This window comes from Shewanella sp. 125m-1, from assembly GCF_052977065.1.
This window is the reverse complement of the sequence record NZ_JBRILT010000032.1, coordinates 35,418-60,241: the sequence shown is the minus strand read 5'-3', so window position 1 is coordinate 60,241 and position 24,824 is coordinate 35,418. Positions and strand designations below refer to the sequence as shown.

At 43.5% G+C, this 24,824-nt stretch carries 24 protein-coding genes and 1 tRNA gene; 9 read left to right on the top strand and 16 right to left on the bottom strand.

Annotated elements, in window-relative coordinates:
• Positions 1 to 112: 112 nt before the first annotated feature.
• A tRNA-Gly gene (locus ACVBIK_RS14210) sits at positions 113 to 188 on the bottom strand.
• Positions 189 to 384: 196 nt separating this feature from the next.
• Positions 385 to 930, bottom strand: a complete 546-nt coding sequence (gene orn / locus ACVBIK_RS14205; RefSeq protein WP_447169940.1) for an oligoribonuclease — start codon at positions 928 to 930, stop codon at positions 385 to 387.
• A 112-nt stretch (positions 931 to 1,042) separates the two neighbouring features.
• On the opposite strand from orn, the gene rsgA reads away from it, so the two are divergent.
• From rsgA to ACVBIK_RS14180, 5 genes are all read left to right on the top strand, one after another.
• A complete protein-coding gene (gene rsgA, locus ACVBIK_RS14200) occupies positions 1,043 to 2,107 on the top strand; it encodes a small ribosomal subunit biogenesis GTPase RsgA (protein WP_447159583.1) in 1,065 nt (354 codons plus the stop codon).
• Positions 2,108 to 2,266: 159 nt separating this feature from the next.
• Positions 2,267 to 3,130 carry an archaetidylserine decarboxylase gene (gene asd / locus ACVBIK_RS14195; RefSeq protein WP_447159584.1) on the top strand — a complete coding sequence of 288 codons (864 nt, stop codon included), beginning with the start codon at positions 2,267 to 2,269 and terminating at the stop codon, positions 3,128 to 3,130.
• A 14-nt stretch (positions 3,131 to 3,144) separates the two neighbouring features.
• Positions 3,145 to 4,023: a DMT family transporter gene (locus ACVBIK_RS14190; protein ID WP_447169939.1), complete on the top strand. Its 879-nt coding sequence runs from the start codon at positions 3,145 to 3,147 to the stop codon at positions 4,021 to 4,023.
• A gap of 69 nt (positions 4,024 to 4,092) precedes the next feature.
• Positions 4,093 to 7,281, top strand: coding sequence for a mechanosensitive ion channel domain-containing protein (locus tag ACVBIK_RS14185; RefSeq protein WP_447164493.1), 3,189 nt, complete (start codon positions 4,093 to 4,095; stop codon positions 7,279 to 7,281).
• A gap of 24 nt (positions 7,282 to 7,305) precedes the next feature.
• Positions 7,306 to 8,001 (top strand): glycerophosphodiester phosphodiesterase, encoded by a 696-nt coding sequence (locus ACVBIK_RS14180; protein ID WP_447159587.1) that lies wholly within the window; start codon positions 7,306 to 7,308, stop codon positions 7,999 to 8,001.
• 71 nt (positions 8,002 to 8,072) lie between these two features.
• Here ACVBIK_RS14180 and ACVBIK_RS14175 read toward each other — a convergent pair whose 3' ends face one another.
• Complete coding sequence (locus ACVBIK_RS14175) at positions 8,073 to 8,417, bottom strand: DUF3392 domain-containing protein (protein ID WP_447164494.1); 345 nt, start codon at positions 8,415 to 8,417, stop codon at positions 8,073 to 8,075.
• Between the two features lie 49 nt (positions 8,418 to 8,466).
• Between ACVBIK_RS14175 and ACVBIK_RS14170 the strand changes: the two genes are divergently transcribed.
• Together ACVBIK_RS14170 and ACVBIK_RS14165 are read left to right on the top strand one after the other, a co-directional pair.
• Positions 8,467 to 9,393, top strand: coding sequence for a D-2-hydroxyacid dehydrogenase (locus ACVBIK_RS14170; protein WP_447159589.1), 927 nt, complete (start codon positions 8,467 to 8,469; stop codon positions 9,391 to 9,393).
• Between the two features lie 181 nt (positions 9,394 to 9,574).
• A complete protein-coding gene (locus ACVBIK_RS14165) occupies positions 9,575 to 9,766 on the top strand; it encodes a bacterioferritin-associated ferredoxin (protein WP_447159590.1) in 192 nt (63 codons plus the stop codon).
• A gap of 65 nt (positions 9,767 to 9,831) precedes the next feature.
• Here ACVBIK_RS14165 and parC read toward each other — a convergent pair whose 3' ends face one another.
• From parC to nudF, 7 genes are all read right to left on the bottom strand, one after another.
• Positions 9,832 to 12,099, bottom strand: a complete 2,268-nt coding sequence (parC, locus tag ACVBIK_RS14160; RefSeq protein ID WP_447159591.1) for a DNA topoisomerase IV subunit A — start codon at positions 12,097 to 12,099, stop codon at positions 9,832 to 9,834.
• Positions 12,099 to 13,202, bottom strand: coding sequence for a PQQ-dependent sugar dehydrogenase (locus ACVBIK_RS14155; protein ID WP_447159809.1), 1,104 nt, complete (start codon positions 13,200 to 13,202; stop codon positions 12,099 to 12,101). Before ACVBIK_RS14155 ends, parC begins: the two co-directional genes overlap by 1 nt.
• 77 nt (positions 13,203 to 13,279) lie before the next feature.
• Entirely contained in the window at positions 13,280 to 15,166 is a 1,887-nt protein-coding gene (parE, locus tag ACVBIK_RS14150; protein ID WP_447159592.1) for a DNA topoisomerase IV subunit B, read from the bottom strand.
• Positions 15,167 to 15,221: 55 nt separating this feature from the next.
• A complete protein-coding gene (locus ACVBIK_RS14145; protein WP_447159593.1) occupies positions 15,222 to 15,794 on the bottom strand; it encodes a YqiA/YcfP family alpha/beta fold hydrolase in 573 nt (190 codons plus the stop codon).
• Positions 15,795 to 15,821: 27 nt separating this feature from the next.
• Positions 15,822 to 16,661, bottom strand: a complete 840-nt coding sequence (gene cpdA, locus ACVBIK_RS14140) for a 3',5'-cyclic-AMP phosphodiesterase (RefSeq protein ID WP_447159594.1) — start codon at positions 16,659 to 16,661, stop codon at positions 15,822 to 15,824.
• A gap of 21 nt (positions 16,662 to 16,682) precedes the next feature.
• Positions 16,683 to 17,117, bottom strand: coding sequence for a DUF1249 domain-containing protein (locus ACVBIK_RS14135; protein ID WP_447159595.1), 435 nt, complete (start codon positions 17,115 to 17,117; stop codon positions 16,683 to 16,685).
• Positions 17,118 to 17,189: 72 nt separating this feature from the next.
• A complete protein-coding gene (nudF, locus tag ACVBIK_RS14130; RefSeq protein WP_447159596.1) occupies positions 17,190 to 17,792 on the bottom strand; it encodes an ADP-ribose diphosphatase in 603 nt (200 codons plus the stop codon).
• 291 nt (positions 17,793 to 18,083) lie between these two features.
• Between nudF and tolC the strand changes: the two genes are divergently transcribed.
• Positions 18,084 to 19,403, top strand: a complete 1,320-nt coding sequence (gene tolC, locus ACVBIK_RS14125) for an outer membrane channel protein TolC (protein WP_447159597.1) — start codon at positions 18,084 to 18,086, stop codon at positions 19,401 to 19,403.
• 104 nt (positions 19,404 to 19,507) lie between these two features.
• Here the strand turns inward: tolC and ACVBIK_RS14120 are convergent, their stop codons facing one another.
• Genes ACVBIK_RS14120 through ACVBIK_RS14110 form a run of 3 tightly spaced genes read right to left on the bottom strand, consistent with a single transcriptional unit; the run spans position 19,508 to position 21,723 of the window.
• The gene (locus tag ACVBIK_RS14120) at positions 19,508 to 20,257 is read right to left on the bottom strand and encodes a TIGR04219 family outer membrane beta-barrel protein (protein WP_447169938.1); all 750 of its coding nucleotides are present in this window, start codon (positions 20,255 to 20,257) and stop codon (positions 19,508 to 19,510) included.
• A gap of 2 nt (positions 20,258 to 20,259) precedes the next feature.
• Positions 20,260 to 21,231 carry a DUF2333 family protein gene (locus tag ACVBIK_RS14115; RefSeq protein WP_447169937.1) on the bottom strand — a complete coding sequence of 324 codons (972 nt, stop codon included), beginning with the start codon at positions 21,229 to 21,231 and terminating at the stop codon, positions 20,260 to 20,262.
• A gap of 12 nt (positions 21,232 to 21,243) precedes the next feature.
• Complete coding sequence (locus ACVBIK_RS14110) at positions 21,244 to 21,723, bottom strand: copper chaperone PCu(A)C (RefSeq protein WP_447164496.1); 480 nt, start codon at positions 21,721 to 21,723, stop codon at positions 21,244 to 21,246.
• Between the two features lie 33 nt (positions 21,724 to 21,756).
• Here ACVBIK_RS14110 and ACVBIK_RS14105 point away from each other — a divergent pair, with 33 nt between their 5' ends.
• Positions 21,757 to 22,494 (top strand): enoyl-CoA hydratase-related protein, encoded by a 738-nt coding sequence (locus ACVBIK_RS14105; protein ID WP_447159601.1) that lies wholly within the window; start codon positions 21,757 to 21,759, stop codon positions 22,492 to 22,494.
• A gap of 228 nt (positions 22,495 to 22,722) precedes the next feature.
• Here the strand turns inward: ACVBIK_RS14105 and ACVBIK_RS14100 are convergent, their stop codons facing one another.
• The 3 genes from ACVBIK_RS14100 to dusA form a co-directional block, all read right to left on the bottom strand.
• On the bottom strand, positions 22,723 to 22,923 hold the full coding sequence (locus ACVBIK_RS14100) for a PspC domain-containing protein (RefSeq protein ID WP_447159602.1): 201 nt from the start codon (positions 22,921 to 22,923) through the stop codon (positions 22,723 to 22,725).
• A gap of 128 nt (positions 22,924 to 23,051) precedes the next feature.
• Positions 23,052 to 23,360, bottom strand: a complete 309-nt coding sequence (locus ACVBIK_RS14095; RefSeq protein WP_447159603.1) for a hypothetical protein — start codon at positions 23,358 to 23,360, stop codon at positions 23,052 to 23,054.
• A 260-nt stretch (positions 23,361 to 23,620) separates the two neighbouring features.
• The gene (gene dusA, locus ACVBIK_RS14090) at positions 23,621 to 24,607 is read right to left on the bottom strand and encodes a tRNA dihydrouridine(20/20a) synthase DusA (protein WP_447159604.1); all 987 of its coding nucleotides are present in this window, start codon (positions 24,605 to 24,607) and stop codon (positions 23,621 to 23,623) included.
• Positions 24,608 to 24,824 lie beyond the last annotated feature (217 nt).

The following is a 24,824-nucleotide window of genomic DNA, read 5'->3' as shown; positions in this document are numbered from 1 at the left end:
TCGGGTTCGAACCGATGACCTATACCTTGGCAAGGTATCGCTCTACCAACTGAGCTAATGTCGCGTAAATCTTTTTTACTTACCGAATGTAATCATCCCATAAGTTTTAATTTGGAGCGACATATCGGGTTCGAACCGATGACCTATACCTTGGCAAGGTATCGCTCTACCAACTGAGCTAATGTCGCATAAATCTTAATTTTGCATCTTAGCTTGTAACCACTCACTAAAGGTATCGTTCTTTCCTCTAGCAACTGAGCTAATGTCGCATTTCAACTTTTATCAGTAATCACTAAGTTTGGTGCTTAGCGAAAAGTTGAGGCCGCATTATATGAAAATATCCCTACGGTGCAACCCCTTCTTGCAAATAAACTGACTGATTGGTCAAATTCTAAATACTTTCGCTCGATAAAACTGCAATTCGGCGATAGATTCTTCGATATCTTGTAATGCTTGGTGAGTATTCTTTTTACTGAAACCTTCCATCGCGATTGGTTCCCAGCGACGAACTAGCTCTTTAATTGTACTCACATCGATATTGCGATAGTGAAAGTAATCTTCTAAAGCTGGCATATAACGATTTAAGAAGCGGCGATCTTGACCAATACTGTTACCGCACATAGGTGAAACACCTGCGGGTACATATTGCGATAAGAAGGCAATAGTCTCTGCAATAGCCTGCTCTTCATTAACAGTACTCGCTTTTACGCGGTCCACAAGGCCAGACTCACCATGATGTTTCTGGTTCCAGTCATCCATCAAAGCAAGCTGTTCATCTGACTGATGGATAGCAAAAACAGGCCCTTGCGCGATAATGTTGAGCTCTTTATCTGTCACTATTGTGGCAATTTCAATAATTCTGTCAACGTCAGGCTCTAGCCCTGTCATTTCCAAATCGACCCAAATCAGATTGTTTTCATCTATAGCCATAAAGCGACCTGTTATTCCTGTTAGCCTAAATTCAGGCTTTTTTGTTTTAGACCGTGTATCATACTGCTTTTTTAAGCAACACAAAATCACCTTTATCATTGAAGACTAATACGTGAGCAAAAAGAAACCGCTAAGCCATGGTCAATTACGCAGAATGCGGACCAACCAAAAAAAGAAATTACAGAGCCACGACGCAGGCGAAACGACTGACTTACAAGACAGTACGTTAGGCCCTGAGCAGCAAGGCACCATTATTTCCCGTTTCGGTCAGCACGCTGACGTTGAGACCGACGGAGGACATCTTGCTCGCTGTAATATTCGACGCAATATTAAAAGTCTGGTCACCGGTGATAAAGTTATCGTTCGTTTAGCCTTGACCAGTGAGTCGGGCGCTAGCCGTATCGAAGGCATTGTAGAGGCTGTTCATCCAAGACATTCGCTGTTATCACGCCCGGATCTTTATGATGGCGTGAAAATCATTGCATCAAATATCGATCAGATTTTGATTGTCACCTCTACACAGCCGGCGTTTACTACCCAAATCATCGACCGTTATTTAGTTGCAGCTGAAGACACAGGCATCCAACCTGTCATCATCTTAAATAAAGTTGACTTAATTACGCCTGAAGAAGCGCCTGAAATCGATGCTGCACTTGAACGCTACAAAGCCATTGGATACCAGATTTACCGCGTAAGCAGCATAACCGGTGAAGGTGTAGAGCAGCTACACGCGTTAATGGATGGCAAAGTCAGTGTCTTTGTGGGGCAATCGGGTGTCGGTAAATCTTCAATGATTAATGCCATGATGCCGGATGCAGAACTAATCACCGGAGATATTTCTCAAAACTCTGGCTTAGGTCAACACACAACCACCACAGCTAAACTCCTGCATATTGCAACTGGCGGAGATTTAATTGACTCACCAGGTGTGCGAGAATTCGCGCTCTGGCACTTACCTGCAGACAGAGTGGGCTGGTGCTTTATTGAATTTAGAGACTATTTAGGCACTTGCAAATTTAGAGACTGCAAACACTTAAATGATCCTGGTTGCTCAATTACCGAAGCTTTTAAAGCCGGTGAGATCACCGAAGACAGATACAATAACTACCACCGTATTATTGCTAGCTTAGACGAGCAAAGACATGCCCGTCATTTTAGAGCGGGTCCAGACGAATAATAACGACTCGATAACTGTCAAATCAAAATAGATAAAGCGGTACGATGGCAAACTTGAGTGACGCTGCACTTAACGCAGCCCACTTGTGAAAATGGCCCACCCGCTTTATTAAAAACAGATAGCACCTCAAAATAGGTGAAAGATTAAAGGATATTAAAATTGGATAAAGTTAAAATTGCCCTGCAGTACATGATGCCAAAGCATTTGCTTTCTCGCCTTGTAGGCAAACTTGCCGCTGCAGAAATGGGGTCAGTGACGACAGCCGCTATTAACTGGTTTATCAAGCAGTATAAAATTGATATGAGTGAAGCCGCGCAGCCAGAAGCCACTGCTTATGCAAGTTTTAATGACTTCTTTACTCGCGCATTAAAACCAGGGATTCGTCCATTATGTGATGACAATGATTATATCGTTCACCCTGTAGATGGCGCAGTTAGCCAACTCGGCCCGATTAAAGAAGGACGTATTTTTCAGGCCAAAGGACATGATTATTCTTCACTTGCATTGCTAGGTGATCAGGCTGATGATGCTAAGCGTTTTGAAGGCGGCGACTTTGCCACAATTTACCTTGCACCAAAAGACTATCATCGCATTCACATGCCAATTAAAGGCACCTTGTCTAAGATGACTTATGTTCCTGGTGAACTCTTCTCTGTTAATCCATTAACAGCTGAAAACGTGCCCGGTTTATTTGCACGTAACGAGCGTGTTGTCGCTATTTTCGAAACTGAAATCGGCCCTATGGCCATGGTATTAGTTGGCGCTACAATTGTGGCAAGCATTGAAACAGTTTGGGCAGGTACAGTCACACCACCAACAGGCAAAAAAGTATTCACTTGGGATTACCCAACTGAAGGCCCTAATGCATTGACGCTTGATAAAGGCGCTGAAATGGGCCGCTTTAAGCTAGGTAGCACTGTAGTGATGTTATTCGCTAAAGATGCCCTCGATGAATTTGCTACTGGAGTAGAACCAAAAAGCGTGACACGTATGGGTCAAGCTTTTGCAAAAATCGAAGACTAATCTCTAAGGTATGAATGGACAATAAAAAAACAGGGCTGTTAGAACTTCACTTCGCGGTGCTACTTTTCGGCGGCACCGCGCTGTTTTCAAAGCTTATCCCTCTTAGCGCACTCGATATCACCCTGCTACGCTGCGTTGTCGCTGCCACCGTATTAGCCTTAATCGTAAAGCTCAGTAAACAACGCCTGTCACTCAATGCTGGTAAAGACTACTTTATTGCCATAGGTCTAGGCATTCTTGTTAGTTTGCACTGGGTCACCTATTTTGCCTCTATGCAGCTATCATCGGTTGCCATAGGCATGATTGCCTTTTTTACTTATCCGGTTATGACCGTACTGGTTGAGCCTATCGTTACCAAAACAAAGCTTAAACTGGCTGATGTTGTCAGTGGCGTGGTGGTATTAATTGGTGTGTCTTTACTGATCCCGGAGGCGAGTCTAGGTAACGAGGTGACTTTAGGTATTGCTATCGGTATTTTATCTGCGGCACTATTTACAGCCCGCAATCTATTACATAAGCGATACTTTACCGCCTATAGCGGCCAGCAAGCCATGTTCTATCAGACCTCAGTTGCTGCATTCTTTCTGGCTCCATGGTTAAGTGTCGAGCTTAATACCATAGAGCAAAATGTATGGTGGTTAATTATTTTATTAGGCGTAGTGTTTACCGCTGCCCCTCATGCGCTATTTACTTCAGCATTAAGATTACTCAGCGCTAAAACGGTAGGATTAGTCTCATGCCTGCAACCTTTTTACGGCGCCATGCTGGCTTTATTCGTGCTTGGTGAAGACTTAGCAATGAAAACGATTATTGGTGGAATGCTAGTCGTCGCAACGGCCTTATTTGAAACCCAACAAAGTCACAGATCAAACCGAGCAAAAAAGAGTACATAGAGCGATTTATTTATCACGATAACTTGGCTACTATGAGCAAGTCCTTTTTGCCTTGTTCGTACTCTTATCATGCATCGTTTTTTATTACTCTTTCTGTGCTTATTCGCCTTATCCGCTAATGCGAACTCCCCACTCCAAATAGAGAAACGCCTTGGCCTGTCTCCCTCTAGTAGCGAGTCGACGCCACAAGAACAATTGAGCCTATTACAGGATAAAATTAACGATCTTGTCTTCACTGAAAATAGTGCCCGTGAACTACTGCAAAATTTTGATAAGCATAAACAAAACCTGCTCAATCAAATAAAAGATGCACAGAAGCCACTCACATCATCAAATCAAAAAGATATTAACCAACAAGCATCACTCGCATACCTACGCTTGTCGGAATTGAAAGAAGTAGAAATAAGCCTTAGTCAAAAAATCAATGCACTGATTAAATCCCATAATGAACTCCCAGATGCATTGGTAAAAGCTAGAGCTGCGCTGCAAAAGCACAAAAAAATCCGCATAGCTAAAGAACAAACGATTAATAACCAAATTTTGACGGCTCAGGGCGAACTGTACCAACAACATGTTAAGACCTTAGAAGCATTACTCGCAAGCAGCCAAAAAGAGATAGACCTTAATCAGTTACAGTTAAAGTTGGTACGTGAGCAACTCGCTCAGCAAGAACTTTTGATCGAACGCTTGAATCAACAAATCGTGCTACAGAGGCAAGCTCGCACTGAAGCGACCATTGCTGGCAGTCTTTTACCCAGTGGTAAAGACCACGACCCCGTAGCCCAAGAGCTCAGTGACAGTAACTTGCTTTATGGCGAAAGTTTAAAAAAACTGAATCACAAGATAAGCCTAGCACTGAGTCAACAAGAACAAGCCGAAGCCCTGTATCAAGCGCAAGCCATACAGTTAACCACTATTCAACAGCAGATTGGCTGGATTAAGCTCAACTCCGCCTTTGGTGAGCGTTTCTTACAGATGCTTCAAGCACTGCCTAAGCCGCCAAATCAGGATCCTGTACAGAACGAAATTGCCAATACTCGACTTGCTCGATATCAGGTAGAACAAGCGCAAACTCTTAATAGTCAGCAAGTGATAGATATTGGCGCCGATAACTCATTGCAAGCCAAACTGTTATCGTCTCAAGGCATGTTATTGCAGCAGTTGCTGCAAAGTTATGACCAATATTTAAGTGAACTGGCCGATCTTAGAGTTAGCTATGAGCAACTTAATCAGCAATATCTCACACTAAAAAGCACATTAAATGAACATCTATTCTGGGTCCCCAATGCAAACAGTATTGGAGGTCTGTGGATCACCGACTTGCATCAAAGTATCCAATGGATGCTGCAACAAGCACCTTGGAATCAGATGCAAAGCTCTTTTAACGATCAAAGCTCGCTTTGGTCTTGGTGGCTGATCCTATTTGTCGTTAGCCTTGTCGCTCAGGATATCTTAACCCCTAAGTTTAAATCCGCCATGCGCCGCGAACTCGCTTTTGTGGGTAACGTTACCCAAGATAAGTTTATTTACACCTTCCATGTATTGGTTAACTCATTTTTCTATAGCCTATTAAAACCGCTACCAATAGTACTAGCAGGTGGCATTTTCCACCTTTCTAGCCATAATTTCGTCTCCGCAATTGGCATGGGGATCATGGCCCTTGGGATCTTGTATCAACTTTATCGATTTGTGTATCTACTAGCCCTAGACAGAGGCTTATTGATCAATCACTTTAAAGCCCCTAAAAGCATTGTAAGATCGGGACAAGAACGCTTCAGACAGTTCACCATTATGGCTACCCCATTTTTTGCCATCATGGCCTTTACTGAGATCATCGATACTTCATTGGTTCGAAACAGCCTAGGCCGTGGTGCATTTATCATTTTCTGTTTAATGCTGTTTTGGTTTTACAAAGATATGCTCAGCCTATCGAACAAACAAACCACTCCCGAACACAGCAAAAACAAAAAGCTCATTCAAAAACTCTTGTGGGCCATGTTAATCATTATGCCGCTTGCCTGTGCAGTTCTAGCATTTCAGGGCTATTACTACACTGCATTCCAGATGTTCCTGCAGTTGCAGCTATCATTAATTTTTGGCCTTGGTTTCCTACTGCTTTACCATCTCATTAAGCGTTGGATGTTAATTGAACGTCGTCGTATCGCCTTCGATCGCGCCAAAGCCAAACGTGCAGAAGTACTCGCGCAACGTGAAAAAGGTGATGTCGGTGTGAGTGAACAAGTCGATACCTATGAAGAACCGACGGTCGATCTGGAAACCATCTCTAGTCAGTCTTTAGGGCTAGTACGCTCATTGTTACTACTCGCGTTTCTTGCCAGTATTGTTGGTCTCTGGACCCAAACTCATACCGCACTGTTCTCATTACTTGATGGCGTCACGTTATGGTCTAGCAACACCACGATTAATGGTATTGAGCAACAGATCCCAATCACCCTTAAGTCCCTGCTGCTATCGCTAATAATCGTCGGTTTTTCGATGATGATAGCAACTAATCTACCTGGCCTTATTGAGCTAACCATTCTACAGAGGTTAGATCTCAGTCAGGGCACGGGTTTTGCTCTAACGACTGTAAGCCGTTATTTAGTCATATTATTTGGTGTACTCAGTGGCTTTTCAACCTTAGGGATGGAATGGTCGAAACTGCAATGGTTAGTGGCGGCACTGTCGGTTGGTTTAGGTTTTGGTCTGCAAGAGATCTTTGCAAACTTTATCTCAGGTTTGATTATTCTATTTGAAAAGCCTGTGCGAATAGGCGACACAGTCACCATTCGTGATTTAACCGGTACCGTGAGTAAAATTCAAATTCGAGCGACGACGATCGTCGATTGGGATCGCAAAGAGATCATCGTGCCCAACAAGGCCTTTATTACTGAACAATTGATTAATTGGTCTCTATCAGACCCGATTACACGCGTTATTGTTTATGTTTCTGTTGCACGAGACTCCGATCCTGCGCGTGTTGAAGCGGCACTTTATCAAGCGGTACAAGAATGTGATGATGCACTGCTTTCACCTGAACCTGAAGTTTGGTTTGCAGGATTTGGCCAACACACCCAAGACTTTGAAGTTCGAGCTTATGCTAAAGACATGGGTGCACGCTGGCCATTAAGACATAAACTCCACAAGCAGATTAGCAAGAAGTTACGAGAGAACGACCTAGAGCTTGCTTATCCGCAGCTTGAAGTACATCTGTCCCCTACCCAGAGTAAGGACGTACAAAGCTTGTTAAGAACCTAAACACAAGATTATTGAGAACTCGTTATGATGATATTTGCTCACCGCGGCGCCAGCGGTTATGTGGCTGAAAATAGTCTTGCAGCTTTTGCCAAAGCCGTTGAATTAGGTGCAAAGGCTGTAGAGCTTGATATCCACTTAGTCGAAGATGAGCTGTATGTATTTCATGATAGGCGCCTAGAGCCGAAAAGCTCAGGGACGGGTCTTATTGAACAATTCACTAAGGAGGCGTTAAGCTTAGTGACCATTGATGGTGAATCAATTCCAAGCTTAATCCAAGTGTTAAGCTTGCTTAACCCCCACAATACCTTAGTCAACATTGAACTAAAGGGACTAGCTTGCCTAGAAGCATTTATGGCTCTCTACCCAAAACTTCTTAGTGAACTTAAGTATGACGCTGACAAGCTATTGATCTCATCGTTTAATCATCCGTTTCTAGCGAGCTTTAAACAGCAATTTCCAGATGCGTTAGTTGCACCGTTAATCGAAGGTGTGCCACTCGAGCTCGCTCATATCGTCAGTCAACTCCATGCCTATTCAATCCATTTAGGGTTAAGTTTTACGACCCAAGAGATGGTTGATGATGCCCATAAGCGAGGTGCCAAGGTGTATGTTTATACTGTAGATAATCTTGACGATCTCGACATGCTAAAGCGAATGGGGGTCGATGGGATATTCACTAATTACCCAGACCGAGCACTGACTCATCTAGCGAAAAAATAGCGGCTCTGGCAAGCGAGACATTCGCTGATTTGCACAAAGTAAAAAAAATAAACTACACTAAAATTAACAACTTAAACTTGTCTATTGCGTTGTGCCCAGCTACCTATAGCGAAGAAAATGGTCACAAGCAAAACAAATAACCAGTGTAAGGGTATTTTGGCCATATATTGCGCTAACAATGGGCTTAAATTGATGATAATCAAACCATAGCCAAATGCATTCACAATCACAAAAATAAGTGTGCGTAGCAAAAACGAGCGCCCCGCAAAATATCGACGTAAAAAACGATTAATATCAGCGCCAAACACGACCAGACAGCAAGCGATAATTGCCGTTGAAACTTCAGCTAGCCAAGGGGTGATGAATCCGCCTAAATAGTTAAGAAATTCAATAGCATTAGATATTAGATTAGACATTGGCCAAGCAAGTTAAAACAAAGATAAATGTAGAATATAGGGAGTTAGTATGGGACACAAGCTACTATTGCTTACCAGAGAAAATGAGCGTTATCGCCAACTATTAAATTCGTGCCATCTTCCTAACACGCTCATTTTAGATGATGATCCTAAAAGTATTTTTAATGCCGATATCTGGTTAGCTGAACCACAATTGGCCGCTCCGCTGCTACCTCATGCTGCCAATTTAAAATGGATGCAATCGACTTTCGCGGGGGTCGACGCCCTGGTCAAACCTAGGCAAAGAAAAGACTATGAGCTCACCAATGTGAGAGGCATTTTCGGACCACTAATGAGTGAGTATCTGTTTGGTTACCTGCTGGCCTACCAAAGGCAGCATCGTAAGTATAAGACCCAACAGGAGCAGAAAATCTGGTTACCTGGCAGTTTTAAAACCCTACAAGGACAAACATTACTGTTACTAGGTACTGGCTCAATTGCCAAGCATATTGCTCAAACAGCCAAGCACTTTGGTATGCATGTTATTGGCATTAACCGTGGAGCTAAACCCACTAAAAGCTTTGATGAAGTTGATACTTTAGCCAACCTTAGCCGTTATTTACCCCAAGCCGATGCGGTTGCGAGTATCCTCCCCAGCACACCTGAAACACGAGGCGCACTAGACAAGCATACCCTGTCGCTCCTCAAAGAAGAGGTCGTGCTATTTAACCTAGGTCGCGGAGATGTACTGGATTTAGACGCGCTCTATCAACAGTTAATTTCGCACCCTGAGCAACAGGCGATTCTCGATGTATTTAATCAAGAGCCTCTGCCAGAAGAGCATCCAATTTGGTCCCTGGACAATGTTATCATTACACCGCATATTGCGGCGCCTAGCTTTCCTGAGCAGGTGGTAGAGATTTTTAGCAAAAACTTCCACAAGTGGATAAACGGCGAACAGCTTTCCCATAGAGTGCACTTTGAGCGTGGTTACTAATTAACGTCCAGTGGCGCACAAAATATGAGCAATACGGCAACCATAACAATAATGTGAGCTAAGCACGCTTTTTAATAACTGGCTTAGATGAAATGACCAATATCTATATCTAGTCGTTATTAGCATTGAGAATCATTTCCATTTATACTTCGGGCCATGTTCGATTTAGAGATGATATTCCATGTACGTTTGTCTTTGCCATGCAATCACTGATACCCAGATTAAAGAAGCTGTTAGCCAAGGTGACTCTTCTTTAGCTGACGTTAAAAGGCGTCTTGGTGTGGCTGATCAATGTGGGAAATGTGCCAAGATGGCGACGCAGATCATCCAACGACAAGTTGATATCGAACCGAATTTCTACGAAGTCGCATAAACACGATTCATAAAAAATGCAGCCAATGGGCTGCATTTTTTGTTTAACGGCTAGATAAATAAACCCTAAATTACAGGCTCTCCGTCTCCTAGCTCTACGCTATCAACACGTTGCAAGCCACGCGGTAACTTAGCACCACGGCGGCCACGCTCACCACGATAATGCTCCAAGTCACTCGGCTTTAAGGTTAGCTTGCGCTTACCAGCCCACAGGGTAACCGCAGTATCTTCTGGGATCACATTCAAATGCAATAGCAGTTCTTCACGGCTCTTAGCTCGTTCGCCAGGGATGCCGATGATCTTATTGCCTTTACCTTTAGAAAGCTGAGGTAGCGCATCAAGTGAGAACAGTAACATACGGCCCTCATTGGTAATCGCTAATATCGACTGTGCCTTTGACTTATCCACCTTCTGTGGCAACAACACCTTAGCATTAGCTGGCAAGCTCAGCAGCGCCTTGCCCGCCTTATTACGCGACACCATGTCTTTGTTGGCACAGATAAAGCCGTAACCCGCATCAGAAGCTAATAAGTAGCATTGCTCCTCATCAGACAGAAGCAAATGCTCCATGGTCGCTCCAGGGGCTAAATTAAACCTAGTTGTAATAGGTTCCCCCTGAGATCGTGCTGACGGCAAGGTATGGGTTTCGGTGGCAAATGCCCTACCAGATGTGTCAATAAACACGCTCGGTTGATTACTGCGCCCTTGAGCAGAGCGTAAGAAGCTATCGCCTGCTTTGTAAGATAAAGTCTGACCATCAACATCATGGCCTTTAGCACAGCGCACCCAACCTTTCTCAGACAGCACAACCGTAACAGATTCTACTGCGACCAACTCTTGCTGAGTTAGCGCTTTAGACTCTGTACGCTCAACGAGTGGCGAACGACGCTCATCACCGTAATCTTCACCGTCTCTGATAAGTTCTTTCTTGATCAACGTCTTCATTCGACGCTCAGAGCTTAACAATAATTGTAACTTGTCACGTTCCTCTTCAAGCTCGCTCTGCTCACCCTTAATCTTAAACTCTTCAAGCTTTGCTAAGTGACGCAATTTCAAATCTAAAATAGCATCGGCTTGCTTATCTGATAAATCAAATCGAGAGATCAATTCAGCTTTAGGATCATCGTTATAACGAATAATCTCAATCACTTCGTCGATATTCAAAAATGCAATCATCAAAGCATCTAGAATATGTAATCTCGCTAAAATTTTATCTAATCGATATTCTAAACGGCGTTTAACCGTCGTCATTCTAAATGTGAGCCATTCAGTTAATAGCTCTAGCAAGCCTTTAACTTGCGGACGACCATTTAGCCCTAATACGTTAAGGTTAACTCTAAAGCTTTTCTGCAGATCGGTGGTGGCAAACAGATGTGCCATCATCTGATCGCAATCAACACGATTAGAACGTGGCACTATGATAAGACGAACAGGATTCTCATGATCAGATTCATCACGTAGATCCGTCACCATAGGTAGCTTTTTAGCCTGCATTTGCGCCGCTATTTGCTCTAAAATCTTGCCACTACCCGCTTGGTGAGGCAAGGCGGTAATAACGACTTCACCATTTTCTACCGTATAAACAGCGCGAGCCTTAATCGAGCCTCGACCCGTCTGGTAAATTTTAGCGATATCGGCAGCAGGCGTAATAATTTCAGCTTCGGTCGGATAATCAGGCCCTGGTACAAACTCCATCAAGCGCGCTAAATCGGCTTTGGGGTTATCTAGTAGCTCTACACACGCGCCCACCAACTCTTTGGCGTTATGCGGTGGAACGTCAGTTGCCATACCAACGGCAATACCAGTAATACCATTAAGTAAGATATGCGGTAAGCGTGCAGGCAAAACCAGTGGCTCTTTCATGGTGCCGTCAAAGTTAACGCCCCAATCAACCGTACCCTGTCCTAGCTCACTGAGTAATACTTCTGAAAACTTTGACAGTCTCGCTTCGGTATAACGCATCGCCGCAAATGACTTAGGATCATCGGGCGCCCCCCAGTTACCTTGACCATCAACCAACGGATAACGGTACGAGAAAGGCTGCGCCATCAATACCATCGCTTCATAACAAGCACTATCACCATGAGGGTGATATTTACCTAAAACGTCACCGACTGTACGAGCTGACTTCTTATGCTTAGATTGAGCCGATAAGCCAAGCTCACTCATTGCATAGATAATGCGTCTTTGAACGGGTTTAAGTCCATCGCCAATATGTGGCAATGCACGATCCATGATGACATACATGGAATAGTTCAGATATGCCTCTTCCGTGAAGCGGCGTAGAGGCATTTGCTCAACGCCATCAAGGCTTAAATCTATCGCATCACTCATTAATCATTATCCTGTGACTGATTTTTTGCTGAGTCTCTATAGAACAAACGGTAAATATTGCCCTTTAGATCATCAGAAATATACATAGCACCATCGGGTGCAGTGACCAATGAATATGGTCTAGCGACGGGAAACTCTCCGTCTAAAAAACTCACTACAGTGCTTCTTTTGCTAACTTGGCCATCGTTAATCTCTAACATAACCACTTGATAGCCCACTTTACTTGAACGGTTCCAAGAACCATTTTCGGCAACAAACATCTGATTATGAAAACGTTCAGGGAACTGTGTACCACGATAGAAATGCAGCCCCTTAGCGCCAACATGAGCGGGTAACTCGTAATTTGGCGCAACCACTTTTAAGTTTTTAGGCTTATCATATGCGGGCTCTATAATGTCGGTAGCATGAATATATGGGAAGCCAAAATGACTTCCTTTGCGTTCAACTTTATTAATCTCATCCGGTGGTAGGTTATCCCCCATCCAGTCACGACCATTATCAGCGAACCAAAGCTGCTTATCTTCAACAGACCAATCAAAGGCAAGTACCTTTCTAACACCCGTAACGATTTGCTCACTCGCACCAGTTTCAATATCTATCGCCATAATACTGCTGTAGGGCGCTTCTGATTCGCACACATTACAGGGGGCTCCAATAGCAATATATAACAGCCCATCTGGGCCAAATTGCATGGCACGGCGGCTTTTCTTACTATTGCCCGGCAAGCGGTCGTAAACTTCTTTCGGACGTCCCGGCCTTTTTAGTCGAGACTCGATTTGATTGAAGCGTAAAATACGTCTCTGTTCAGCGACATATAACGCACCGTTATGAAATGCGATCGCCTCAGGATAATCTAAGCCTTTCGCTATCGTATAACGTTTGTCTACACGCCCGTCGTTATCGGCATCAACCAAAGCGGTAATAGTACCGTCTCGATAAGAGCCGACAAACAAAGTGCCTTTGTCGCCTATCGCCAACTGCTTAGCATCACCAAGATTGGAGGCGTATAAGGTTAAACCAAAGCCTTTTGATACAGTGATCATCACTGGATCGGCCGCTAAGGCACTACAGCTAAAAATAAAGTGAGCGCAAAGCAGCGACATCCCAACAGCTATTTGATTTCGATAGTTTTCAAACGTCATTATTATTCTTTTGTCTGATTAAAATCACAAACTACCGATTAGAGCAGGGCAAGATCACCCTTAGTCTCTAACCAAGTCTTTCTGTCTCCAGAGCGTTTCTTGGCTAAAAGCATATCCATAAGTGCCATTGTGTCATCGGCATCATCTATGGTTAATTGCACTAATCGACGCGTATTTGGGTCCATAGTGGTTTCACGTAATTGCAGCGGATTCATCTCACCCAATCCCTTGAATCGTGTAACTTGGACTTTTCCTTTCCGTTTTTCTGCGGTAATTCTATCAAGAATACCGTTTTTTTCCGCCTCATCGAGGGCATAAAATACATCTTTGCCGATATCGACACGAAACAGTGGTGGCATAGCCACATAAATATGTCCCAGCTCCACCAACACTCGATAGTGCTTCATAAAGAGCGCGCACAACAGTGTGGCAATATGCAGACCATCCGAGTCCGCATCAGCAAGGATACAGATTTTACCATATCTCAACTCTGAGATATCCGCACTATCTGGGTCACAACCAATCGCCACCGAAATATCATGTACTTCTTGCGAGGCTAATACTTGTGAAGCATCGACTTCCCAGGTATTTAAGATCTTACCACGTAGCGGCATAATCGCTTGAAACTCACGATCACGGGCCTGTTTTGCACTACCGCCCGCAGAGTCACCTTCCACCAGGAACAGCTCGCCGCGCATTGGGTCTTGGCCACTACAGTCCGTTAACTTACCCGGCAAAGCTGGGCCTGAAGTAATACGCTTACGCGCCACCTTCTTTGCCGCTTTCAATCGCTTTTGTGCATTATTAATACACATGTCAGCCAAGGCTTCTGCTTGCTCTGTATTGGTGTTTAGCCAGAGGCTAAATGCATCGCGTACGATACCCGATACAAACGCCGCACACTGCCTGCTAGACAGTTTCTCTTTGGTTTGACCGGCAAACTGCGGATCTTGCATCTTAATTGATAAAATAAAGGTGCTTCGATCCCAAATATCTTCAGGAGTTAGCTTAATGCCACGCGGCATCAAGTTACGAAACTCACAAAACTCACGCATAGACTCAAGCAAACCTTGCCTAAAGCCGTTTACGTGCGTACCGCCAAGTGGGGTTGGAATAAGGTTTACGTAACTTTCATTTAGGTAGTCACCACCTTCAGGTAACCATGTAATCGCCCAATCTGCAGCCTCTAAATTACCAGCAAAGCTACCGACAAATGGCACTTCAGGCAGTGTAGGCACGCCATTGATAGACGATTTTAAGTAATCTTCTAAGCCGCTTTCATAAAACCACTCTTGGGTTTCATTAGTTTGCTTATTAACAAACTTAATCCGCAGTCCGGGACACAGTACCGCTTTGGCTTTAAGTAAATAAGTCAGCTTGGAAATCGAAAAATTGCCAGAGTCAAAGTAGCTAGGATCTGGCCAAAAATGAACACTGGTACCGGTATTACGACGACCACAGGTACCCGTTACATGTAAATCTTCAACTTTTTCACCGTGCTCAAATGCCATCTCATAGACTTCAGCATTACGTCTCACGGTTATTTCGACGCGACTTGAAAGCGCGTTTACCACTGAGATCCCCACACCGTGGAGACCCCCTGAAAACTGATAGTTTTTATTGGAGAACTTACCGCCCGCGTGCAGCTTAGTTAAAATCAGCTCAACGCCTGGGATCCCTTCTTCAGGATGAATATCAACAGGCATACCACGGCCGTCATCGGTGACTTCCAGGGAATTGTCGGCATGCAAAATAACGTCGATACGGCTGGCATGCCCAGCTAATGCCTCGTCGACACTATTATCTATGACTTCCTGTCCTAAATGGTTCGGGCGCGAAGTATCGGTATACATACCGGGGCGACGTTTTACAGGGTCGAGTCCATTTAGGACTTCAATAGCATCTGAGGTGTATTGGTTTGTCATGGCACACATATTTTTATGTTATTCAGGCCATGTTGCGGCCCTACGGGTCTATTTGTCAAGAAAACAGATATTCACAGATAGAAGCAAGCTGGGCCTCATAACCAATAAAGCTATGGTCCCCATCCGGTTCTATTAAGAGCTTACAGCAGTGATATTTCTGCACGGCCTGTTTATAGTCGAGCACTTCATCGCCTGTCTGTAACAGCACATAAAAGCGATCTGGATTTAATATTGCGGGCGTATTGTAACGCGCGACGTCTTGCTTATGTTCAGCAACGACTTGGTAGGTCTCATCCGTATAGGGATTGTACTGAGTGCCAATGAATTCATCAAACAGTTCGAACGGTTTTACCGCAGGATTAATTAAAACTGCGCGTCCACCGTAAGTTTCTGCCAAATAACTTGCGAAATATCCGCCTAACGAAGAGCCAATATAGGTTAGAGACTCTCCCTCAGCTTTGGCTTTTTCAATAATATCGATCAAAAGTGCCATCGCTTCTAGCGGTTCGCTGGGCAGTTGCGGCTGTTGAAAATTCAGCTTGGGGTGATGTTGCGCAATAAAACGCGCGGTAACCACACCTTTGTCAGAAAGGGGAGAACTATTAAATCCATGTATATATAGCAGCATACTTCCTCACACTGCGGTTTTTCTTATCTAATAACCGCCAGCATCTTTATCGGGTGAAAATGTTTCGCCAGGTACCCGGTAAACATTAGTCAGAATGCTACCATCGGATTTAAGCTCCAGCAAACGGTATCCCGGTTGCAGTGCATCAAGGGCAAAGTATGGAGACTTGGGCTTAAACTGGATGCAGGTCGATGGGGTTGCCATCAGTTTAACGGCACCATGAGGACCTTTATGCTCAGTATCGATAGTTTGATGAATGTGCCCCCACAACAAACCTTTTACTTGAGGATACTGGACAACTCTTTCAATGAAGTCGCTGCCATTATCCATACAGTGTTGGTCAAGCCAGGTGCAGCCAGCAAGAACCGGATTGTGATGCATAACAAGTAAAGTATGACGTTCAGGCTCAGCCGCTATCGCGCTATCAATCAAGCCTAACTCGGCAGTGGACATATGGCCACCAGGGCGCCCTCTTACCGTCGAGTCCAACATAAGGATCTGCCAATTTCCAGCCAAAATACGCTTTTGACCAAATACTTTAGGCCCTTGCATATGTAGATTCATGATCCGTGGATCATCATGATTACCGGGAAGATAATGGCAAGGGAGCCCTAAAGGAGAAATAGCATCGACAAAATTGTGATACGACTCATTGGAGTAATCTTGACTAATGTCACCGGTTGCCAGCATGAAGTCGGCAGGATAGTTTACAGCTGAGATAGTATTAAGTACTGCCCCAAGACTTTGAGCAGTATTAACGCCGAGTAGCTGAGCTTCGGGATCGGCAAACAGGTGAGGATCTGTGACTTGCACGATTCTCACACTCTTAGCTTCAGTAATTGAATAAGAGATAGCCGTCTTTAGCAAATTAGTTACCCAATAATTAGATCAACTGACAAATTTAGTTAAGTTATCAATCTTCAATAACTCTTCTAGAAAAGCATTGACTTGGTACTTTTCATCCCGATGATGCATATGCATATTTGGATAATCATACACTGGTCGCAATTGGTAAATCTGTTGACTAGTTAACACTTCTGCTAATTTAGCATCATGGTAAATGCGCACAGAAACTTTAGGCGTTGAGATCAGCTGATGGTTACCGATGCAGCGGGAGATCTGTACCAATTGAGTGTATTTGGTATTTTCTAGCAAGCAAACATCGAGCTGACCAAACTCGCCTTTTACCCGCCATTGCATGCCCTCTGACGGTTCAAGGGTTAGCCAGCGCTGAATGTGCATATAGTTACGCCCACAAAGCGCCAAAAACTGACTGACATTAGGCTGATATTTTTTATTTTTTGCAAAGACGATATTTGACACGACTACATTCCAACACTTTCTCGTTAATTGCTTTAATACGGCGGTTTATCGTTAATCGACTTGTTTAGTGGATTATTTGGTGATTGTTTGATAATTAAGTTGCAACCAGAGCAAACCTATTACCGTAGAGGCGTTATCTATTCGTCCCTCTACCACCATGTTATACGCTTGCTCGCGACTGACAACATGCACCCGAATATCTTCATGCTCTTCATCTAGACCGTGAAGCCCCGTCGCATCTGCGGCGCACACTTTAGCCCAATAAAAGTCAAAACGCTCGCTCGTTCCACCCGGACTTGAAAAGTATTCATTAACCTTGCTCATACTCTGAGCGGTTAATCCGGTTTCTTCTTTTAACTCTCGATGCGCTATATCCATTGATGTTTGACCGCTATCAATCATCCCGGCCACCAGCTCAAATAACCAAGGTGATTTAGCACATTCAAGTACCGGAATTCGGATCTGTTCGATTAATACCACTTGGTCGGTAATGGGGTCGTAAGGTAGCACCACTACCGCATGACCACGCTCAAACACTTCACGTGACACCTCAGCGCTCCAGCCCCCGGCAAACAAGCGGTGTTTAAAGCGATATTCATCCATTTTAAAGAAACCTTTATACAAGGTTTTCTTACTGAGAAGCTCTACGTCGTTGCGATTAAAGGTACTGTTCATTTTTCATCCTAAACATACTTGTTTATAAAGGTATTTATGCCACAATAAATTCAAACAAAAAAATTAATACTATGATGAAAGCAGTACTAATCATAACGATTAAAAACTGTTACACTTCTGAGTTGACTTAGAATTTGTAGGTTTTTACTATTTAACCACTAAGTTTAGATGTATTGGGAAGCGTCGGGAAGCGCAAACCGTCTTACTTTTAGTTTTATAGGTAAGGCAAAGCTAAACATAACAAGTTAAATTCGCTCCTCAATGGAGAATTTTGTCTAAAAAGGACAGCAAATGAAATTCAAGATCCGTTCTCTATGTGCCGCACTGACACTTGCAGCTACCGCACAAGCAGCTAATGCTGATGACCTTCTACAAATATATCAACAAGCATTGACCAGTGATCCAATTGTGCTACAAGCTCAAGCCCAACGTGATGCTTTGTATGAACAGATTGAAGAAAACCGTGCGCCACTACTACCAACCATCAGTGCAAATGTAGGTTACGACAAAGCATGGAATGACCCGAGTGCTGACTCAAGTGGTATTGTTGGCGGCATAACGCTTAATCAAGTGATTTACGATCACAGCGCATGGGTAGGCTTAAACCTAGCCGAAAAAGCCGCTTCTCAAGCAGATTCTGCTTACGCATCGTCGCTACAGAGCCTTATTATCCGTGTAACTAACGCTTACTTTGACGTGTTAACCGCTATGGATGACTATGAGTTTCAAGGCGCAGAAAAGCGTGCTATTGGACGTCAGCTAGAGCAGACTAAACAACGTTTTGCTGTAGGTTTGACCGCAATCACTGACGTACACGAAGCACAGGCTCAGTATGACTTAGCTAACGCGCAAGAAATCCTAAGCCAAAATACCCTTGCTAATAGCTACGAAGCACTACGTGAAATTACAGGTATTGATCATAAGAGCATCGATATCCTAGATATGAATCGCTTTTCAGCAACAGCGGTTGCACCAGCATCTTCAAATGATTGGATTAAGATCGCAGAAACCAACAGCATTGACTTGATGACAACGCGTATCGGAAAAGATATTGCAGAAGAAACCATCACGCTTTATAAAGCGGGTCACATGCCATCACTAAGCTTAAATGCCGGTTACAATAAAGGGATTGAACAAAAGCCTGCCATGAATGGTAGTGACCAGTTTGATAACGGCACGGTTGGTGTAACACTGAGCATTCCTATTTTTGAAGGTTTCAAAGTCTCTTCACAAGTTAATCAAGCACAGTACCAATACGTAGAAGCAAGCGCAAAACTTGAGCAGACGCACCGTCAAGTGGTTAAAAATGTACGCAATAACTTTAACAACGTCGGCGCTTCTATCAGCTCTATCCGTGCTTACGAGCAATCAGTGATCTCTTCACAGAGTGCACTACAGGCCACTGAAGCTGGTTTTGAAGTCGGTACACGTACCATTGTTGACGTATTGAACAGTACACGAAACCTATATGACTCAAAGCGTAAGCTATCTGACGCACGTTATGGCTACATCAACTCTATTCTAGCGCTTAAGCAAGCGGCTGGTACATTAAACGAAGATGATGTTGCTTCAATTAACAATGGCCTTACTGCTCCTGTAAAAACTCAGTAACTCGTCTTGTTAAACATAAAAAAACCGCCAAATGGCGGTTTTTTTATGTGCGATTCTTAATAGTGATTAGTATTAAGAATCGCTGGAATTAGAATGCTAAATGATTAGAATACGAGTTCAACACCAGCAAAGTAACCTTTAAACTGCATGTCAGCCGTTACGCCATCGAAACCATTAACGTCAAACTTAAAGTCACGGTAACCGGCGCGAATACGGTAATCTAATGCTGCACCGTCAAAATTCCAGCCAAGGCCGACAGAGTAATCATAAACGCTAGACTCATCAACGCCCATCATTACATCAGCAAAACCATAAAGACCAAGACCTGGAACACCAACCTGCGCGTCGATATAACCCATTACAATGCCGCTATCGATATTTTTTTGAGAGTTTTCGCGGCCATTATTAGCACTGTTATTGACGCGGAACTTACCGTCCATCTTCTTATAAGCCGCACCTAAATCAAGCGCAACGATATCGTTATCTAAGATCTCGTAGTAAAGCACGAAATCGGTATTGCTTAAATCAGTGTCAGTAGTCACCACGCCAGTGTATATAGGGTCACCAAACTTAAAATTCGTGACATCCGCACTGCCATCAGCGCTCAGGCTATTTTGTCTAATCTTCACATTTGGCACTAGCGGAATTGGATGCTCAACAGCAACCCAGATGCTTCCTTGCGAAGAGTCTTTATAATTAAACTCTTGCTGCGGTTGACCCTTCTCAGCAAAAGTTCCATTAGTATCAGCCTTCCAGTAGTCGCCACCGACTTTAAAACCTAAAACAGTAGCAGCCTGAGCTGAAGTGCCCACAAATGAACCTAATAGGGCACATACCAATAACGTCTTTTTCATAGTTAACCTTGAGTCAATAAGTTAGTTAGATCGATAACCGCAGCATTTGCGCGGGAGATGTAGTTTGCCATCACTAAAGAGTGATTAGCGACAACCCCAAATCCAGAACCATTAAGGATCATTGGGCTCCAAACAGGTTGTTGTGTTTCTTCTAGCTCACGAATAATCTGACGCAGACTAACTTGAGCATTTTTCTTTTCTAGTACATCGGCAAAATCGACTTCGATAGCCTTCATGAAATTCAGTAACGCCCAGGTGGCACCACGAGTCTCATAAAAAACGTCATCAATTTCCCACCAGCTGGTTTTGATCTCTTGCGCATCATAGCCAGGTGTAGATTGTCTGGCAGAACTATCGCCTGATAGATCGGTATTTAATCGCTCCTGCCCTACGCTTGCTGATAACCTTTGCGACATACTGCCTAAACGCTTTTGCACCTCTTTAAGCCACTCATTGAGGTTATCGGCGCGAGCATAAAACTGCGCATCAGGATTTTCAGTAGCCGTCATGCGAGCACGATAAAGCTTGAGTAACTTTACAGCGTCACGGTACTCACTCTCAGCACTAGGGACTAACCAACTTGTGTGCTCAATATTCAGTTTTGAATGCGCCGCTAGTAGATCTTTGTCAGCCGTTGATTGTGACTGTGAACGACTAAACTCTTTGCGCATGATCAACGCAAGATCTCGCGTTTGCTCAATGGCTCCAAATTCAAATGCAGGCATGTTATCCATAAAAATAGCAGGAGGAGTCACATCATTTGACAGCCAACCACCAGGCTTATCCAACAAAGCTTCAATAGTCAAAATCAATGCGCTCGTTGTTGCATAACCAATAACATTGTCAACACTCTGCTGGTTATATGCGTTTTGCTCAATCGGTTCAGGCTCAACACTCCACCAGACACTAATCAGATAACCAATCAAAAAAACAACAATAACGGCTGCTAAGACTTTCTTCCATGTCACTTGCATTTGACTTGCTCCTTAGTGGTGATGATGCTGATGAGCACTATCGCTTGGTTTGGCTTGTTTCTTAACGGGTAAGCTAATCTTCTGCTTTGTTCCATCTGCAAATTTAAGCGTCATATCAACGCTAGAATCGATAACTAACGGCGCAACTAATCCCATTAGCATAATATGATTTCCTGATTCAGACAGTTCGAGGCGTCCATGAGAGTCTATGTCAAAGCCATCAACTTGACGCATTTTTATCATGCCATCTTCTTCTATTAGCGTGTGTAATTGCGCTTCTTTAGCAAAGGGAGCATCGACAGCGACTAAGCGAGTCGCATCACCATGATTCTCAATAGTGATATATGCTGCGCTGTTCGGTACGGTTGCAGGCATAGCGCGTACATAGCCATCAACGAGTACCACTTGCGCATAAGTTGTAAACGACAAACAGCTCAAAAGAACAAGGTTAAACAGTTGTTTGAATATTAGCTTCAATGTCTTAAACTCCATGTAAACCCAATTCGTAAAATGAGGACATAACGAATGAGCACGATTCAGGTTAGGGACGATAATGGGGTACGTATTATTACGTTTAATCGTCCGGATAAGCGTAATGCGCTTAACCTACAAATGTATACACAGCTAACAGAATACCTTATCCAAGGTGAGTCGGACAATGAAATTCGAGCCTTTATGTTTCGCGGTCAAGCAGATTGTTTTACTTCCGGTAATGATGTTGCTGACTTTTTACAAAATAGTGGTTTAGGTGCTGAACACCCAGCTTTTCGCTTCCTATTTTGCCTGTTAGAACTTAAAAAACCTGTCGTTGCCGCCGTAACCGGTGCAGCCGTTGGTATAGGAACGACCATGCTACTGCATTGCGATTTAGTTTATGCCGATAACAGCGCTAAATTTCAGCTGCCTTTTGTGCAACTGGCTCTCGTCCCTGAAGCGGGTGCGAGCATGTTACTCCCACAAGTGGTAGGGCAAGCAAAAGCAAGCGAGCTGTTGATGCTAGGAGAAAGCTTTAATGCCGAACAAGCACTGTCTTATGGATTAATTAACGACATCATCGACAATGAAAGCATTTTTGATTTTGCTTTTAATCGTGCCCAGAAATTAGCGGCCTTGCCGCCTATATCGCTGCAAACAACAAAAAAATTGGTACGCTATAACAAGGATGCTGTACGAATACAGATGGAAAAAGAGCTTATAGAGTTTGAGGCGAGACTTGCAAGTGATGAGGCTAAAGCTCGATTTGCTGCATTTTTAAATCGTTAATCGGTTAAGGTTTAAGATTTATTGCGCTTAGCTTTAATATGTTTAGCTTTAATGCGCTTGCTTCATCCAGTAGATACGGATGCTAATTATCAATGTTAGCATCCGTGTTTCATGGGTATTATCACCGGATAATGACAATGCAGCTGATAACAAATTATGGTGATGCCTTTCGAGGGGGTCAGCACTCTCATTCAATTTTCCTCTTGCTCACTATTTTACACACTGGCATCAACATGGCTTTTCCCATTTTGGTAGCACTAAAGCTAATACAAAATAAGTAAGCAACCCCATAGCTGGATTACAAAATATAGCTACAGCACAGACCACTCGGGTCCACATGCAAGACCAATCAAACTTATCAGCCATTGCCGCTGCCACACCACATACTAATGAACGTGGATCTTTTAATCGATCAACAATATCACCCATAACAAACTCCCTTTTCTACTAATCTTCTAATTTGTGCCACTCTAGTGAACACACTAAACAAGCAAACATAACTAAACTAATCACTGGCAGTAGTAGCAATGCTATAAACTGAGCAAAGAACCACATGATTAATCCTTAATGACAGCACTTGTTACTAACGGCTTATCATTGTTTGTTGCAGTTAACTGCTCATTCACTAATTCATGCTCACTGCCTAAATCGAACATCATTTCAGACATTTGAGATTGGATAGACAGACTTAATTCAGTTTGCGCTTTACTCATCATCTCTTGCATCTGCGAAGAAATATTCTTTTCGATGTTGTTAGCCACATCGGTAATGATTGAGTTTTCAGCCTGAGCAGTGGTGCTTGCCGCTAGAAGTACAGCTGTGAATAGAGAAGCTTTAACAGTTTTCAATACAGTAGAATTAAACATAATGGATTCCTTTTCGAGTTTCACCTAGTTGTATGGTTCTTAATTACGTAAGAGCTAATTACATCGTAACTAATTACATAATAGTTAATTACATAGTAACTAATACAAGCTGTGTGCCAACTTTACAAAAATCAAATAACAATATGTTTTTAAAGGGGAATAACCGTAAAAGGCAGTTTTGTGTGGATGAGTAAAATTCAAACAATAAAAGATATTAGTGAAACTCACCAAGCGCTGGTGAATTTCACTAAATTGAATAATTACAAGCTAACGATGTCGTCCATAGCGGCTCGAGCTTGAGTGATAACCTCAATCCCAGCCCCTTGTTTGTGAGCATTTTCGCTTATATAACGGCGCCATATGCGTGAGCCCACCTCACCTTGGTAAAGACCAATAATATGGCGAGAAATATGGTTAAGGCGACCACCTTGCTTAAGGTGAGCTTCAATATAAGGCAGCAATCTTTCTAACACGTCATCACGGCTAAGTATCGGAGAGTCGATGCCACATAGCTTTTGATCGACTTCGGCTAGCATATATGGGTTTTGGTAAGCTTCACGGCCAACCATTACACCATCGAGATGCTGCAGATGTGTCTGACACTCTTCTAGGGTTTTAACACCACCATTGATACTGAGATTTAACTCAGGATAATCGCGCTTAAGTTGATACACGCGCTCATAATCTAAAGGCGGAATTTCGCGGTTCTCTTTTGGACTCAACCCCTGAAGCCACGCCTTACGAGCGTGAATAATAAATTCTTCACAGCCAGCAGCTTTTACTGTATCGATAAACTGCGTTAAAAACTCATAGCTATCTTGCTCATCAATACCAATACGTGTCTTAACAGTGACTGGAATATCTACCACCTGCTTCATTGCCGACACGCACTCGGCGACAAGTTCTGGCTCAGCCATTAAGCAAGCACCAAAGCGACCATTTTGCACTCTATCCGATGGGCACCCAACGTTAAGGTTAATCTCATCGTAACCACGCTCGGCAGCAAGCTTGGCACAAGCCGCTAGATCTACCGCATTTGAGCCACCCAATTGCAACGCCAACGGATGCTCTTCTTCGTTATAAGCGAGGTAATCGCCTCGTCCATGTAAGATTGCACCAGTCGTTACCATCTCGGTATATAGCAGGGTCTGAGAAGACATCAAACGCGCAAAATAACGATAATGCCTATCTGTCCAATCAAGCATTGGAGCGATTGAAAAGGTACGATTGATTGGTCTAACTGACATAAACTATTTATCCAACTCTATATAATGACTTATCTCACCGGAATCTAAGGGAGTGTCTATTTAGTAAAATACTCGCTCCCTAAACCCGCCGTGATAGATACCAGATTGAACAAGGTTATCAAGCAAGAAAAAGCAGCTGAAATGCAACAATGGCGCATTATAGCACTACATCGCGAGTTATAATAAAGCCCAGCAGCTAATGATTAGTGACTCATGG

Coding starts and splice junctions, on each gene's coding strand:
- orn (WP_447169940.1), bottom strand. CDS start 930: ATGGCTATAGATGAAAACAATCTGATTTGGGTCGATTTGGAAATGACA.
- ACVBIK_RS14190 (WP_447169939.1), top strand. CDS start 3,145: ATGGACAATAAAAAAACAGGGCTGTTAGAACTTCACTTCGCGGTGCTA.
- ACVBIK_RS14185 (WP_447164493.1), top strand. CDS start 4,093: ATGCATCGTTTTTTATTACTCTTTCTGTGCTTATTCGCCTTATCCGCT.
- ACVBIK_RS14180 (WP_447159587.1), top strand. CDS start 7,306: ATGATGATATTTGCTCACCGCGGCGCCAGCGGTTATGTGGCTGAAAAT.
- ACVBIK_RS14175 (WP_447164494.1), bottom strand. CDS start 8,417: ATGTCTAATCTAATATCTAATGCTATTGAATTTCTTAACTATTTAGGC.
- ACVBIK_RS14170 (WP_447159589.1), top strand. CDS start 8,467: ATGGGACACAAGCTACTATTGCTTACCAGAGAAAATGAGCGTTATCGC.
- ACVBIK_RS14165 (WP_447159590.1), top strand. CDS start 9,575: ATGTACGTTTGTCTTTGCCATGCAATCACTGATACCCAGATTAAAGAA.
- parC (WP_447159591.1), bottom strand. CDS start 12,099: ATGAGTGATGCGATAGATTTAAGCCTTGATGGCGTTGAGCAAATGCCT.
- ACVBIK_RS14155 (WP_447159809.1), bottom strand. CDS start 13,202: ATGTCGCTGCTTTGCGCTCACTTTATTTTTAGCTGTAGTGCCTTAGCG.
- parE (WP_447159592.1), bottom strand. CDS start 15,166: ATGACAAACCAATACACCTCAGATGCTATTGAAGTCCTAAATGGACTC.
- ACVBIK_RS14145 (WP_447159593.1), bottom strand. CDS start 15,794: ATGCTGCTATATATACATGGATTTAATAGTTCTCCCCTTTCTGACAAA.
- nudF (WP_447159596.1), bottom strand. CDS start 17,792: ATGAACAGTACCTTTAATCGCAACGACGTAGAGCTTCTCAGTAAGAAA.
- tolC (WP_447159597.1), top strand. CDS start 18,084: ATGAAATTCAAGATCCGTTCTCTATGTGCCGCACTGACACTTGCAGCT.
- ACVBIK_RS14120 (WP_447169938.1), bottom strand. CDS start 20,257: ATGAAAAAGACGTTATTGGTATGTGCCCTATTAGGTTCATTTGTGGGC.
- ACVBIK_RS14115 (WP_447169937.1), bottom strand. CDS start 21,231: ATGCAAGTGACATGGAAGAAAGTCTTAGCAGCCGTTATTGTTGTTTTT.
- ACVBIK_RS14110 (WP_447164496.1), bottom strand. CDS start 21,723: ATGGAGTTTAAGACATTGAAGCTAATATTCAAACAACTGTTTAACCTT.
- ACVBIK_RS14105 (WP_447159601.1), top strand. CDS start 21,757: ATGAGCACGATTCAGGTTAGGGACGATAATGGGGTACGTATTATTACG.
- ACVBIK_RS14100 (WP_447159602.1), bottom strand. CDS start 22,923: ATGGGTGATATTGTTGATCGATTAAAAGATCCACGTTCATTAGTATGT.
- ACVBIK_RS14095 (WP_447159603.1), bottom strand. CDS start 23,360: ATGTTTAATTCTACTGTATTGAAAACTGTTAAAGCTTCTCTATTCACA.
- dusA (WP_447159604.1), bottom strand. CDS start 24,607: ATGTCAGTTAGACCAATCAATCGTACCTTTTCAATCGCTCCAATGCTT.